The sequence below is a fragment of the Streptomyces sp. NPDC043878 genome (genome assembly GCF_056435735.1).
Genome location: NZ_JBWKDW010000007.1, coordinates 211,093 through 224,728 on the forward strand (window position 1 = coordinate 211,093; position 13,636 = coordinate 224,728).

General features: G+C 69.6%; 14 protein-coding genes and 1 tRNA gene. 7 read left to right on the forward strand and 8 right to left on the reverse strand.

Annotation, left to right across the window (positions count from 1 at the left end; translation table 11 throughout):
• Positions 1–21 precede the first annotated feature (21 nt).
• Together AC07AZ_RS12710 and AC07AZ_RS12715 are read right to left on the reverse strand one after the other, a co-directional pair.
• Positions 22–1,233, reverse strand: coding sequence for a flavin-containing monooxygenase (locus AC07AZ_RS12710; protein ID WP_478846750.1), 1,212 nt, complete (start codon positions 1,231–1,233; stop codon positions 22–24).
• A 252-nt stretch (positions 1,234–1,485) separates the two neighbouring features.
• A complete protein-coding gene (locus tag AC07AZ_RS12715; protein ID WP_478846905.1) occupies positions 1,486–3,096 on the reverse strand; it encodes a subtype B tannase in 1,611 nt (536 codons plus the stop codon).
• A gap of 317 nt (positions 3,097–3,413) precedes the next feature.
• Here AC07AZ_RS12715 and AC07AZ_RS12720 point away from each other — a divergent pair, with 317 nt between their 5' ends.
• The 6 genes from AC07AZ_RS12720 to AC07AZ_RS12745 all read left to right on the forward strand — a co-directional run bounded on the left by AC07AZ_RS12720 (position 3,414) and on the right by AC07AZ_RS12745 (position 8,074).
• On the forward strand, positions 3,414–3,866 hold the full coding sequence (locus tag AC07AZ_RS12720; RefSeq protein ID WP_478846752.1) for a DoxX family protein: 453 nt from the start codon (positions 3,414–3,416) through the stop codon (positions 3,864–3,866).
• Positions 3,863–4,258 (forward strand): Zn-ribbon domain-containing OB-fold protein, encoded by a 396-nt coding sequence (locus AC07AZ_RS12725; RefSeq protein ID WP_478846754.1) that lies wholly within the window; start codon positions 3,863–3,865, stop codon positions 4,256–4,258. The genes AC07AZ_RS12720 and AC07AZ_RS12725 overlap by 4 nt, the downstream gene beginning before the upstream one ends.
• A gap of 57 nt (positions 4,259–4,315) precedes the next feature.
• Complete coding sequence (locus AC07AZ_RS12730) at positions 4,316–4,918, forward strand: GNAT family N-acetyltransferase (RefSeq protein ID WP_478846756.1); 603 nt, start codon at positions 4,316–4,318, stop codon at positions 4,916–4,918.
• A gap of 579 nt (positions 4,919–5,497) precedes the next feature.
• Positions 5,498–6,232 carry a hypothetical protein gene (locus AC07AZ_RS12735; RefSeq protein WP_478846758.1) on the forward strand — a complete coding sequence of 245 codons (735 nt, stop codon included), beginning with the start codon at positions 5,498–5,500 and terminating at the stop codon, positions 6,230–6,232.
• A 252-nt stretch (positions 6,233–6,484) separates the two neighbouring features.
• Positions 6,485–7,375 carry a hypothetical protein gene (locus AC07AZ_RS12740; RefSeq protein ID WP_478846760.1) on the forward strand — a complete coding sequence of 297 codons (891 nt, stop codon included), beginning with the start codon at positions 6,485–6,487 and terminating at the stop codon, positions 7,373–7,375.
• A 33-nt stretch (positions 7,376–7,408) separates the two neighbouring features.
• The gene (locus AC07AZ_RS12745) at positions 7,409–8,074 is read left to right on the forward strand and encodes a GNAT family N-acetyltransferase (RefSeq protein ID WP_478846762.1); all 666 of its coding nucleotides are present in this window, start codon (positions 7,409–7,411) and stop codon (positions 8,072–8,074) included.
• 28 nt (positions 8,075–8,102) lie between these two features.
• Here the strand turns inward: AC07AZ_RS12745 and AC07AZ_RS12750 are convergent, their stop codons facing one another.
• The 3 genes from AC07AZ_RS12750 to AC07AZ_RS12760 form a co-directional block, all read right to left on the reverse strand.
• The gene (locus AC07AZ_RS12750; RefSeq protein WP_478846764.1) at positions 8,103–9,086 is read right to left on the reverse strand and encodes an expansin EXLX1 family cellulose-binding protein; all 984 of its coding nucleotides are present in this window, start codon (positions 9,084–9,086) and stop codon (positions 8,103–8,105) included.
• Between the two features lie 90 nt (positions 9,087–9,176).
• On the reverse strand, positions 9,177–9,371 hold the full coding sequence (locus AC07AZ_RS12755; protein ID WP_478846766.1) for a hypothetical protein: 195 nt from the start codon (positions 9,369–9,371) through the stop codon (positions 9,177–9,179).
• Positions 9,372–9,380: 9 nt separating this feature from the next.
• Entirely contained in the window at positions 9,381–10,232 is an 852-nt protein-coding gene (locus AC07AZ_RS12760) for a helix-turn-helix domain-containing protein (RefSeq protein WP_478846768.1), read from the reverse strand.
• Positions 10,233–10,500: 268 nt separating this feature from the next.
• Here AC07AZ_RS12760 and AC07AZ_RS12765 point away from each other — a divergent pair, with 268 nt between their 5' ends.
• The gene (locus tag AC07AZ_RS12765; RefSeq protein ID WP_478846770.1) at positions 10,501–11,010 is read left to right on the forward strand and encodes an ATP-binding protein; all 510 of its coding nucleotides are present in this window, start codon (positions 10,501–10,503) and stop codon (positions 11,008–11,010) included.
• 356 nt (positions 11,011–11,366) lie between these two features.
• Here the strand turns inward: AC07AZ_RS12765 and AC07AZ_RS12770 are convergent, their stop codons facing one another.
• The 3 genes from AC07AZ_RS12770 to AC07AZ_RS12780 form a co-directional block, all read right to left on the reverse strand.
• On the reverse strand, positions 11,367–12,032 hold the full coding sequence (locus AC07AZ_RS12770; protein ID WP_478846772.1) for a pyridoxine/pyridoxamine 5'-phosphate oxidase: 666 nt from the start codon (positions 12,030–12,032) through the stop codon (positions 11,367–11,369).
• Positions 12,033–12,158: 126 nt separating this feature from the next.
• Positions 12,159–12,227 (reverse strand) — tRNA-Ser (locus tag AC07AZ_RS12775).
• A gap of 132 nt (positions 12,228–12,359) precedes the next feature.
• A complete protein-coding gene (locus AC07AZ_RS12780) occupies positions 12,360–13,538 on the reverse strand; it encodes a thiolase C-terminal domain-containing protein (protein WP_478846775.1) in 1,179 nt (392 codons plus the stop codon).
• Positions 13,539–13,636: the final 98 nt, after the last annotated feature.

Here is a 13,636-nt window from a genome sequence, read left to right on the forward strand (position 1 = left end):
GCCCGCCGGGAGCGCGGCGGCTCAGCCTGGCAGCCGGGACAGCCGGCCGCCGCCTGCCTTGGCGTCCGCCTTGGTGAGCGTCTTCGCGATCTTCTCGGCGTCGAGGGCCAGTTCGCGGAGGGTGCCACTGATGGGGGTCGTGAATCCGGTGAAGTACAGGCCGGGGGCGTTCCTCGGCGCGCGGGCGCCGTGGGTGACGGGCCTGCCCTGCTCGTCCAGCACGTCGAGGTGTCCGACGAGGCCCTCCAGGGCGCGGACGTAGCCGGTGGCGGCGATGACGGTGTCCGGTTCGACGCGTTCGCCGTCGGCGAGGACCACCTTGCCGTCCTCGAAGGCTTCCACGGCGGCCACGACCTCGACGCTCCCCTTGCGCACGGCGTTGATCAGGCCGACGTCCTGCACCGGAATGGCCCCTTCCCTGACCCGGCTGTAGAGGCCGGTGGTGGGGCGGGGCAGCCCCTGGGCCGACAGGTCGGGCACCGCGAGCCGCGCCATCAGCCGCGCCAGCCGGTCCACCAGGCGGACGGGCAGCCGCCGTACGAGCACGCCCGTGTACTGCGCGGCCCAGCCCGCGGTCGAGCGGCGCACGATGTGCGGGACCGTGCGGACGGACAGCCGCACCCGGGAGGCCCCGCCCTCCACCAGGTCGACGGCGATCTCCGCGCCGGTGTTGCCGACGCCCACGACCAGGACGTCGTGGCCGGCGTGGGGCCGCGGGTCGCGGTAGTCGCCGGCGTGCAGCAGTTCACCGGTGTACGTGTCGCGGCCGGGCCAGTCCGGGAGGTGCGGGGTGTGGTTGTAGCCGGTGGCGACGACGACCGCGGCGCCGGTCAGCTCACGCCCGCCGGTCGCGCGCAGCAGCCAGCCGGTGCCGTCGGGGGAGCGCTCGACGCGGGAGACCTCGACGCCGGTCACGATCTCCAGTTCGTGGACCTCGGCGTACTTCTCCAGGTAGCGCACCACGTCGTCGCGGGACGCCCACCGTCCGAACCGGCGGGGCATCGGCAGTCCGGGCAGGGCCGACAGCCGGCGGGTGGTGTGCAGGTGCAGCCGGTCGTAGTGGCGCCGCCACGAGGACCCGACGTGGTCGGATCGCTCCAGTACGACGGCTCGCACGCCCCGGGCGCGCAGCGCGTACGCGGTGGCGAGGCCGCCCGGGCCGCCGCCGATGACGTACACGGGGCGGTCCGCCTGGTGAGCGGGCGCGGGGGAGGGCGTTGTGGAGTCGGCCATGAGCGCGAGCGTAATCACGCAGGTGGTTGATGGGTCTCGGTCAAGATGGGAATTGGTTGCGGATCGATCACGCTTGGGGGAGAGCGGGGTGGAACCGGTGACGTATCTCACCTGGTCGTGGACGGACGGCGGAGAAGGCGACGCCCGGCCCGGACGGGTCCGGGCCGGGCGTCGCGGGCGGTGGGCGCCCGCCGGCTGTGACGGGAGACGGACGCCACCGCGTTCGGGGGAGGGGGAGCGACGGCGGGGCGGCTACTCCTTCCCGCCCTTGTAGCCGGTGACCTTGGCGATCCACTTGACGAAGTCGCCGGGGTCGGTGTTGGCGCCGTGGCCCTCGTCCCAGTAGTAGAGGTGGTTCACGTCGTCGCCGAGGTTGGCGGCGGCGGCCGCGATGTTCGCGGAGACCGTCAGCGAGGTGTCGGAGTCCTTGGTGCCCAGGCGGATCCACCAGTGCCTGGAGCGGCCGGGGTTCGCCTCGGCGAGGTGGTGCATCGGGTTCATCAGTCGCAGCAGCTCGGGGATGTCGCTGTCGAGGCGCCTGGCGGTGAGGCCGGTGGTGTCGTTCCTGAGGCTGTACGCCGTGAAGTGGCGGGCCTCGGTGGTGCCCTTGCCGAACTCGTTGTTCTCGCCGGCGGACAGGTCGAAGGCGTCGAAGGCGGGGGTGGTCTTCTTGCGGGCGCCGACGTGGGTGAGGAAGTCGGCCCAGGAGAAGGTGGCCCTGCCGCCGGACCAGGTGATGAAGGTGTTGGCGGCGAGGTAGGCGGCCCGGTCGGATGCCGACAGGGCCGCCAGGTAGGTGGTGGCCGAGGGCTCCAGGTACTGCTTGACCAGGTACGCGTCGTAGTTGCGGGCGGTGAGCGGCCCGAAGCCCTTCAGGCCGCGCAGCTTCAGGGACGCCTGGTATTCGGCGAACTGCGACCGCAGCGCTTTGGAGACCGTCTGGTCGACGACCTTGCCGGTGCTCGCGGTGACGTTGGAGCCCCAGTTCCACTCGTAGGCGCCGTCGGCGTGCTCCAGGTCGGTGATCGGGCACCAGGCGCCGGTCGCGAAGATCGCGTCGGAGGCGTCGGCCGCGCCGAGCGCCCTGAGGTACGTGTCGTAGCTCCTGCTGTCGCCCGAGGCGCCCAGCAGGGAGGACAGGGCGCCGCCCGCGCTGGTGCCGGAGGAGACGATCCGGTCGGTGTCGCCCGGGATGACGCCCTTGTTGGCGCGGACGTACCGGACGGCGGCCTTGAGGTCGACGATCGCGGCCGGGGCGACGCCGTAGTACTCGCCGTCGGCGTTCTTGAGCGTACGGCCGCGGGCGCCCGGCTCCACGACGACGTACCCGGCGGCCAGGGCGAGCTTCGGCAGGCTGACCATCGCGCCGGCGTTCACCATCGCGTTGCCGCCGGACTGCACCTCGCCGGAACCGGCGCCGCTGGAGGCGGAGGCGGAGGGCGCGGCGGACGTGGAGGCGGAGGGGGCCCCGCCGCCCGGTATGCCGGTCGCGCCGCCACCGCCGACGCCGGTCGCGTCCGCGACGGAGGAGGGCAGGTAGCCGCCGACGGAGTTGGCGAACAGGATGGGCGCGCCGCTCGCGTCCACGGCGGTGCCGTCGATCTCGACGGGGACGCTGACGTTCAGGCTCTGGTACGTCTCGTCGACCGGCTTGGCGACGTAGGTGACGGCCTTCCAGAAGTGGTAGGTCACGGCGTGGTCGGTGCCGTCGGCGTCGGTGATGGTGGTCGTCAGCTTCGTGAAGCCGTCGGGATCGAAGGCGAGGGCGCCGGAGGCCGCGGAGGTGCTTCCGCCGCCGGCCGCCTGCGCGCTCAGTGCGATGCCGCCGGCCGCCGCGACACCCGCGGTGGCCCCGATCCCCATGACGACGGTCCTGCGCTTCACTGCCCGGTGCTTCACGGCGATGCCCCTCGGTCGTCCACTGGTTGTCCACGGCGGGTGCCGCGTTCGGCCTTGCGGAAGCGAACGTAATGAAGTGTCGCCAACATTGCCAACAATTCAGTCCGATTCATTGTGGACGCACAGTTTCGCGGGCGGCGCACAGGAAAAGCCGGGCGTTCCGAGGGCGCGGACGACGCGCTTCCGGCCTTTCGGTGTGTGGCGGGGGTTGCGGAAGACGGCCTCCGTCAGCTGAACTGACGTACCGTCAGATTCGGTGGTGTGTTGTGTCGGGAGGGCCCATGGACACGATCTGGCTCACCGGGGCGCAGTGGCTGGCCGTGCTGCGCGTCGGAGTCGGCCTGTGGTGGCTGGAGAGCTGGCGCCACAAGGACAAGAAGGGCTGGTTCGAACGCGGCACCGGCATCGCGTGGGCGGCGGACCTGGCGGCGAAGCACCGGTGGACCGCGGTGCGCTCCGGCTTCGACACCGTGGTCGCGCCCCGGCCGCGCACGATGGCGTACGTCGTCGTGTACGCGGAACTCGCGGTGGGCCTCGGCCTGGTCGCGGGGTTCCTGACCCCCGTCGCCCTGATCGGCGGGCTGCTGCTGAACGTCCTGTACTTCACGCTCATGATCCACGACTGGGCCGAGCAGGGACAGAACGCGATGATGGCGCTGATCTCCGCCGTCGCCCTGCTCGCGATGTCGTGGCAGACGTGGTCGGTCGACAGCGCGGTCGGGTTGTTCCGATGAGCGCGCGCCCGGACGCACGCTTCGACCTGCCGGAACCGGACGCGTTCACGCGGACCTACTGGGACGCGGCGGCCGAGGGGAGGCTGCTGCTGCGCCGGTGCGGGGCGTGCGGGCGGGCGCACCACTACCCGCGGGAGTTCTGCCCGTTCTGCTGGAGCGAGGACGTGACCTGGGAGGACGCGAGCGGTCGGGCCACCCTCTACACCTGGTCCGTCGTCCACCGCAACGACCTGCCGCCCTTCGGTGAGCGCGTCCCGTACGTCGCCGCCGTGGTCGACCTCGCGGAGGGGCCGCGGATGTCCACCGAGCTGGTGCAGGGCGGGGAGCCGCGGGCGGGGCTGGAACTGCGGGTCGCCTTCCGGGAGGGCGTGCCGGTGTTCCGGTCCGCGTGACGGCGGTGCCCCTCACCCTCGAAGGCCGCGACGGGGCCCGAGGTGTTGAATGGCCGGATGACCGACACCCGCGAGCCGCGCTCAGCCCCTCTCGCCACCGGTCTCCACGGCCACGGCCTGGCCCTGCGCTCCTGGGACCCGGAGTCCGCCACCGACGTGGACGCGTGGCTGCGCGGGCACACCGACCCGGACTTCCTGCTCTGGAACACACCGCTGAGGACGATCGACGACACCGCGAGCGCGCGGGCGTCGCTCGACGCCAGGGCCGCGGACGTCGTGACCGGAAGGGCGATGACCTTCTGCGTCACGGACGCCGGCGACGGGACGATCCTCGGGCAGGTGTCCGTGAACGCCATCGACCGGATCTTCAGCTCCGGCATCGTCGGCTACTGGGTCCTGCCCGAGGCCCGTGGCCGGCACGTCGCCGCCCGCTCCCTGCTGCTCGCAGCCCACTGGGCGTTCACCGAAGTCGGCCTTCACCGGCTGGAGTTGAGCCACGGCCTCGGCCATGAGGCGTCTTGCCGGGTCGCCGAGCGGTGCGGTTTCCGGTACGAGGGGACCCTGCGCGGCGCGATGTGGGAGGCGAACCGCAGAGACGCCTTCCGGGACGCCCACCGCCACGGCCGCCTGACCACGGACCCGGAGCCGGAGGCGCCGTGAGGACGGATCCGGTCTCATCTCTGAGATGTATTCCGGGGGCTACAGATCACGAGCACCGTGCGGCAGGCCCCACGACAGAGGGCACCCACCCCCAGGACCAGGGCCCGGCAAAGCCGCGAGATGCCCGGGTTGTCCCGTCAGTTGCCGGCTGACGTGTGGCCGCGATCTGGAACCGTTGCGGGAGAGATGGATGGTGGCCGGCTCGGGAAGCGGACAAAACGCGCCTCTGCCGACCATGCGCCCTGGCCGGCAACCATGCCACGGTCAAAACATTATGAAACAGCCCGTTGGGGTACCGCCGGCCCGACCGAACCGGCCGAACCCGACGTCCGCGGACCACATTCGCCCGCTCGTCTTCAAACGCACTGTCGATCTTTAAACAAGCATTCCTACAACGAGGACCGTGCGTTATGATCACCCAAAGCTCGATATGGGTGGCGGGCTTAATGGTAAATGAACTCCAAGTTCTTTCCGGGGGGAAATGCTCATGCAAATCATAGAGCGCTTACCGAGGCGTGGAAGCTGCCTGGCGGCTACGAGCGGTGCGCCGTACGCGACGGGTGAGCGATGATTCTAGCGGTGGCGCTCGGTATTCTCTCCGCGGCTGCAACAATTGTCGCCGCGCTTATGCAGCGCTCGTGGAGCCATTCTCGCACCCGGCTACCGAGGCACGAGTCGATCGAATTCCGGAACGTCCACGAGAGGGCCGCCTTCTCGGTGCAGGACGTGGTCAAGATCCTGGATCTCTCCGAAAGCGGTACGGGTGACCCGGCAAATCCCGGGACAGCGGTTCTGACGGATTCATACCTGATTCGCCGAGAATCCGACAAGGGCAATGGGATGGTATTTCGGTACGCCGCGAACGGCGGGCTCGAAGGCCGATGTACCAGCCATACCGACAATCATTTCGTGGCCGACTACGAGTCGATACACCGCCCGGCGTGCAAGGTCGTCTCTGTTCTACTCCACCACCTGGCGGTCCGCAACACAACCAGGATTACGAACGAAATGACCTTCCGCGGAGCCTTTGACGATGCCGGTGGCGAGGATTTCGAGACTCATATCGAGCGGCCGACGCGATCATTGACGATCATCATAGTCTTCCCGCAGGGGAAGCCCTGCCGCTCGGTGTTGGGCACGGTTCGACTCGGGGAACGCGGCCACACGGAGACGAGCCAGAGTAATGGACCGTTGGTTGTCGACAACGGCAGGCTTCTGTACTGGCGAGTCCTACCCAAGGCCAGCTCGTGGCTGCCCATAGGCACCGCGTACCGTCTTGAATGGACGTGGCAGCGTAACGCTACTGCTGTTTAGTCCGCAGTGAAGTCGCAGTATCGAGTCCCGGAATAACCTGGCGCAATGTGAACCGCGCTCCGCAGCGGGAGCGCTAAACTCACCAACCCGCAGTCTGATCATCAGGAGCTGCTTGTGCCCCACAACTCACGTAGGTCCGCCCTGGGTCTTTCCCGTTCCGACGGCCGACAGCGGCCTTCGTCGTCCAAAGACTGGATTTCGGCCCGGCGGTTTCCTGAGAGCTATCCCGGCGACTGCCCCCCCGGTCACTACATGTATTTCGACGGAGCTGTGCTTCCCATTGTCGAGTCAAGGCTCGATGCGGGGTATGAAATCGTGTTCGACGGCAGCACGGTGCCGGTCGACCGATTTCTTGCCGACTCCGGGCTTCCGACACTCTCCGAGCGTTTTCCGGTAGTGGCCTACGGCGCCAATCGGAATCCAGCCACCCTTGAGGTGAAGCTCCTCAACTACGGGTACACAGCACATGCCAGCCAAAGTATTCCTGTGCTGTCCGCGAAGCTCACCGATGCTGACGTCGTTGCGTGCGGACTTCACGGGCAGGGCTACATGTACGGCGAACTCCTTATCGGCAGCCCCTTCAGCGAGGGCGTTGAGATCGATGTCCGTGTGCTCTTCGTGGATGAGGACGGCCTGCGAGTGTTGAATGAGAGCGAAGGCGTCGCCGAAGGCCTATATTCAGTCGCGCGCATTCCGGGTGTCCGCGTGTCGGGTGCAATGGGGAAAATCAGCCCCATGGGCTACGTTGCGAATGCGCACGTGTGGTGCTCGTCCCGATTCGACAGTCCCATTGGCTATTCAACGATCAACGCGACCGGTAGGCGAATACCTGCCATGACACCGCGACAGATGATGGATCACGCCCTGGACGTACTCGAGTTGCGTGATACGACATCCCGTCTGTCCGGACTGGATCGGGATGAAACACTGGCCGCCGAACTCGCCAAGTATTTGAATGGTCAGTGGTGGTATGCATTCAACACCGGAGATGATCCAATCCGTGGATATTCGCGCATCCTGGAGGAATTCAGAATTTCGATGGCGAACACCGCATTGGCGAGCAGGACGCATGACCATCTCGAACGACTCGGATGCCTCGTCCCTCCCGGCGCGGAGTATTCCACCAACCTCGACCCCACGTGACGGCTTGCCGATCACCTCGTGGGCTGTTTCGGCTTGTCAGACGGGGTGCGGCCGCACTGGATCAACGTCACGCCGCTCACCGATGAGCAGGCCGACGCCCTCGCCGCCCCGCTGGCGTCCGCCGGACACCGCCTTCCCGGTGTCTCCGCCGGGCGGGACACCGCTGCCGCCTTCAGCCGTGCCTGGCAGCGGCGTACCGGGGTCGAGCCCCGACAGTGCCGACGCGAACGCCTCCACCGGCTGGCCGAGTTGACCGTTCCGGCACCTGCCCCCGCGGGAGCCCCGCGCACCGCCACCGCCGCTGACCGGGACCAACTGGCCCGCTGGTGCGAGGAGTTCGCCATCAGCATCGGCGAGCGCACCATCCAGGACAGCGGCGCCTGGGCCGACTCCCGTATCGCCCACGGCGGCGCCACCTTCTGGGAGACCTCGGACGGCATCCCCGTCTCGCTGGCCTGCGTCACCCCGGAAGTGGCCGGTCAAGTGAGGGTCGGCCCCGTCTACACCCCACCGGAACTGCGGGGCCGGGCATACGCGGGTGCCGTGACCGCCGAGGTGAGCCGGACCAGCCGGGACTCCGGAGCTCGGGAGGTGCTGCTCTTCACCGACCTCGCGAACCCCACGAGCAACGGCCCGTACCAGCGGATCGGGTACCGCCCGGTGGCGGACTTCGCGGTGTACGAGTTCGCCGCGCACTGACCGGGCGTCCTGCGGAGCCCCCCAGGCGTCAGCGCGCGGCGAACTGGGCGCTGGTCCTCTGTATGACGTTCGGGCTCAAGGCGATGGACTCGAAGGTCAGTTGCTGCCCGTAGATGTCCGTGATCCTGATCGCGCCGCCGCAGCCGGTGCCCTGCTCGGACAGGAAGTAGTTGTAGCCCGTGCGGGGCAGTTGCTGCCAGCCGCCACCCGTGCGGACCTCCAGGCGGGCCAGCGGGTTGCGGTGGTCGAGGGCCTGGATGCCGCACCAGTAGCGGCTGGAGCCGGTCTTGTACCGGATCGCGACCGGCTCCGACGTGGCCGGGCTCTGCAGGCTCCAGCTGACCGGGATCTGACCTGCCGAGAGCGCGGCGAGCTTGGCGAACGCCTGCTTGCTGAGGTCCAGTTGGCCGGGTCGGCACGGCGCCGGGCACTCGTTGACGATCCTGACCGTCACCGACGCGCCGCTCGCCGCGCGAACCAGCACGGTCGCCCCGCACGCCTTCGACGTCTCGTAGTCGGCCGTGTTCATCGCCGCGACCATCATCGTGGCGCTCGGACCGAACGAGCAGGCGCCGTCGCCCGTCCCCGCGTCGTAGTGGGTGGCGACGCCCTGGTAGGTCGTGCCGGGCCGGATGCGTCCCGCGAGCGGCGCGGAGCCCGACCCCGTACTGCCGGCGGTCCCGGCCGCCGGCCGGGCCGAGGCGGTGGTCCTGGCGGGCGACGGGGATGCCTTACGGCTCTTCTTCGCGGCCGGTGACGCCGAGGCCCGCTTCTTCGGGGTCTCGGATGCCGACGGTGACGGCGAAGGTGACACCGACGTCGACGCCTTGGGCGTCACGGCCTCCCGTGCCCCGGCCACGGAGGTGGCCGCGGTGCGCTTGCCGTCCTCACCGCCGGGGTGGAAGGCCACGACCAGTGACACGACGAGCGCCACGGCCGCCACGGCGACGGCCGAGATCCATGCGGTACGGCGCGGTGGACGGGAACGGCGGCGGTGAGAAGGGGTTGCCACGGACGTGTCCTTCGTTCAGACGAGGCCCCGAGTATGGGAGTTTCCGCCACTCAGTGGTCGCCGAACCCGGAATGGTTGCCGTGATCCCGGCTACAGCAGGTGATCCGCCTTGCCCGCCTTGATCTCCAGGATGAGTGTGCGGAGGGCGTCCCGGGTGTCCGTGAGGGGACGGTCCTCCTGCCCGGCGACGGCGATGTAGGCGTTGCCGGTGGGGTCGGTGCCTATGCGGAAGCAGTTGTTGCCTTCGGCGCAGAAGGGCTCTTCCCAGGTGATCTCGGTTCCCATGGTCGGTCCTCAGAGTTCGCGGGCGATGGTGTGCATGAGGTCGCGCGAGGCTGGTGATGCCAGTGACTTGGAGTGCCACCAGTCCATGTGGGCACGGTATTTGGCGAGTTCAGGCTCAGCGTGAGTGAACTCCCCGCCATGAGCGGAGTCCAACTGCACGGTGTCCAGCGCGGGGACGGGCCCGTGGGCGTACAGCACGGCATGCCCCGCGCCCGGGAAGGCGCCGACCTCGACCGTGAGGACGCGGACCTCGACGTTCTCCCGCTCGGACATCTCGCACAGGTGCTGCAGTTGCTCCCGGGTGGTACGTCTACCACCGAACTGCATGCGCAGGGCCCATTCATGGACGTACGCGACGTAGTCGACAGGGTTGTCCCGCTCCAGCACTTGCTGCCGCTGGGCGCGTTGCGCCACCCGTAGCTCGACCTCCGACTTGGGGAGTGGGGGCAGCGCCGCGTCGAAGATGGCTCGGGCGTACCCGCTCAGCTGAAGCAGGCCAGGCATGTGCACGGTCTGCAGAGTCTGCAGTCGGGTCGCGAACCATTCCAACTCGGCCACATCCAAAAGCCTTTGCGGCAGAATGCCCCGGTACTGATCCCACCAGCCTCGCTTGCCGGATTCCGCCATGGCGACCAAGGCCTCGACGTAGTCCTGATCGGCGCAGTCGTAGTCGCCGGCAAGGACACGGATGCGCTCGGGAGAGGTGATGCGGACACCGGTCTCCATGTTGGACACCTTCGTCCGGTCCAGCCCGAGCAGCTCGGCTGCGTGCTCGGTGGTCTTGCCCGCTGCGAGTCTCATGTTGCGCAACTCGGCACCCAGGCGCTTCTGGCGCTCACTCGGCGTGGCACGTGTCGGCATCAGCACCCCTTCTCTCGCTTGACCGAGCCTCAGTCTGCCGGGGCGAGGGCGCACCGGTCCAACTCGTTAGAGGCAATGTGGACTTTCATGTGGCACGTGTGCCAACAATTCCGCTACCGTCTGCAACAGGTCGACCACAGAACCGTCACGACCTTCCCGGAAGCGCATCACACGTACTCGCCCGGCATCTCCTCCCCTGGGAGGGGCGGGTGCGTGTCAGGGAGACAGGCCACCGGGACTTCCCTCCGCACACGACAAGGGAGTTGCCGTGCACCTCGACACCGGTTCCTGCCAGTCCCCGACCGCCGCCACCACCACCGACGCCCCCAGCCGCCCCGAGTCGCTGTCCTGCAGCTTCACGCTCCCCGCGACCCCACGAAGTCCGGGCATCGCCCGCGCCGCGACCCGGATGGTCCTGCGGGCGCACGACCTGGCCGAGGCGACCGACGCCGTCGTGCAGGTGGTGGGCGAACTCGCCGCGTGCGCCTGCCTCTTCTCGCCCGCCGGTGAGCTGTACGTGTCGCTGCGCTACCGGTACGACGCCCTGCGCGTCACCCTCTACGACGGTCACCCACCGCACCCTGACGCCCGGATGGGCGCGATCTGCGTCCTGTCCCGGCGGCTGTCGCTGCGCGTCCTGGACCGGGTGGTCCGGGACTGCCGCGGGGACTGGGGCATCGGCGGCGACCGGGAACCCTGCGGAGGCACCCGCATGTGGGCCGTACTGCCGCGTGCGGGGGCGTGCGGATATCTCCGGGAGGGAAGCGCCGGCGATTGACAGGGCTGGCCCCGGCAAGACCACCTTCACCTACGACGCGCTGGGCCGTACCAAGACCGTCACCGACGCCCGTGGTGTCACGGTCACCTACACCTACGACAACCTCGACCGGATCCGCACCGTCACCTCGCCGAACACGGTGAAGGTCGAGTACTGGTACGACGGTGACGGACGGGGCGGGCCGCTTCTCCTACGCCAAGGAGGAGAAGGCGGGTGCGATCGCCGACTCCTGGCAGTACTGCTACGACCTGGCCGGCAACCTCACCTCGCTTCCGACGTCATCGACCGGAAGGCCGCCCCGAGGTTCAGCAGGCAGCAGAACAAGGGGGCGCCGGCCCGCCGGACGAATCCGCCGCTCACGGCCAGAGGAGTTCCCTGGTCCAGTTCTCCGGCCGGCGGCGGTACGCCAGGCGGACGTGACGGCGGCGGGGGTCGCCCTGGAAGAACTCGACCTCGTCCGGGCGCAGCCGGTACAGCGTCCAGGTCGTGGCCTCGGCCTCCGGGTGCCGTTCGGCCTGTTCCCAGGCCGCCTGCGACGCCTTCGCCAGCTCCTCCACCGAGGACAGCACCTCGCTCTGCCGTCCGGTGAGCGCGGACGCCAGCGCGCCCGTCGACCGGGCGTGCAGGTCAGCCTGTGCCTCCGCGGCGGGGGCGAGGGTGACCGGGCCGCGCAGCCGGACCTGGCGGCCCAGCACCGGCCAGTAGAAGGTGAGCGCGGCGTACGGGCGGGAGGCGAGGTGGTGGCCCTTGCGGCTGGTGGCGTGGGTGGCGAAGGCCCAGCCGTCCGGGTCGGCGCCGTGCAGCATGACGATCCGGGCGTCCGGGCGACCGTGCTCGTCGGCCGTCGCCAGCGTCATCGTGTGCGGCTCGCGCTCGCCCGCCGCGACCGCCTCCGCGATCCAGGTGGTGAAGAGGGGCAGGGGTTCGGCGGGGGCCGCCGCCGGGTCGAAGGGCGGCAGGTCGGTCACCTCCGGGTCCCACACCCGCAGTGACCTCAGGATGTCGTGCAGTTCCGTTCCCATACCCCCATTGTCACGAAGCCGCCCGCCTCATTCCCCCGTGGCGGGCGGCTCGTGCCGTAGGTGTGCAGAGATCGAGGTCGGCGACGGCGACAACGCGTCCTGGGCCGCTGGACGACACCGGCATGAAGCCGGCGGCGGGATTCGAACCCGCGTCACGCTCTTGACAGGAGAAGTAGCCGCTGCCTGCGCACCTGCACGTGGAGAACGGTAGCGCCGGACGGGCCGGGCGCGCACCGGGTTTTCGGGTGGCCGGGGCAGTCCCTCCCCAGCGCCACCACCCGTCGCACCGGCTCGGTTCCGCCCACCCCGATCCCCGGCCGCGCCGACTCACTCCCGCCCCAGTACCACCGTCCCCGCCGAGCAGAACCAGCCGCCCGTCCCCGACGCCACCCCGAGTCGCGGCAGGTTTCCGTCCGCTCGGCGCACCTGCCGTGCGCCAGCCTCTCCGCGCAGTTGCCGTGCAGCCTCCACCAGCAGGAACAGGCCCCGCATGCCCGGGTGTTGGGCCGACAGGCCGCCGCCGTCCGTGTTCACGGGCAGTGCGCCACCGTCGACCCGCAGCCGGCCCTTCTCGACGAAGGCGCCCCCCTCGCCCTTCGCGCAGAAGCCCAGGTCCTCCAGCGTCACGAGGGTCATGTAGGTGAACGCGTCGTAGATCTCCGCGAAGTCCATCTCCTCGGGACCCACTCCGGCCCGCTGGAAGGCAAGCCGGCCGCTCACCGCGGCCGGGGAGACCGTGAAGTCGTCCCACTCCGAGATGCTCGCGTGCGAGACGTGTTCGCCGGTGCCGAGGACCCACACCGGGGCCGTACGGCAGTCCCGTACGTACTCCTCGGCCGCCAGCAGGACCGCCGCCCCGCCGTCGGACCGCAGACAGCAGTGCAGCTTGGTGAACGGGTCGGCGATCATCGGGCCGGACAGGACCTCGTCCACGGTGACCGGCTCCCGGAACATCGCCTCCGGGTTGAGGGCCGCGTTCGCCCGCGCCTGGACGGCGACCTCCGCCAGCTGCTCGATCGTCGTGCCGTACTCGATCATGTGGCGGCGGGCGGCCATCGCGTACTTGGCGATCAGCGTGTGGCCGTACGGCACCTCGAACTGGAGGGGGCCGCGGGCGCCGAAGGAGAGGTTCCCGGTGCGGCGGCCCGCCCTGATGTCGGCGCGGGCCGTCGAGCCGTAGACGAGGAGGACCGCGTTCGCGTGCCCGGCGGCGATCGCGTCGGCCGCGTGGGCCGCCATGACCTCCCAGGTGGAGCCGCCCACGGAGGTGGAGTCGACCCAGGTGGGGCGCAGGCCCAGGTAGTCGGCGACCTCGACCGGGGCGAGGGTGCCGGTGCCCGCCGAGGCGAAGCCGTCGACGAGCCCGCGCTCCAGGCCGGAGTCGGCGAGGGCCCGGCGCGCCGCCTGGGCGTGCAGGGCGTAGGGGGTCGCGTCGTCCACGCGGCCGCAGTCGGAGAGGGCCACGCCGACGATCGCGACGCCACGGCCGGTCGGTCCCGCCATCATGAATCTGACGGTACATCAGATGTGGTGTTCGGCGGCAGGTGTCGTACCTCTGGGCATCACGGGCGGGCCGCCCTAACATGACGGACCGTCAGATCCGG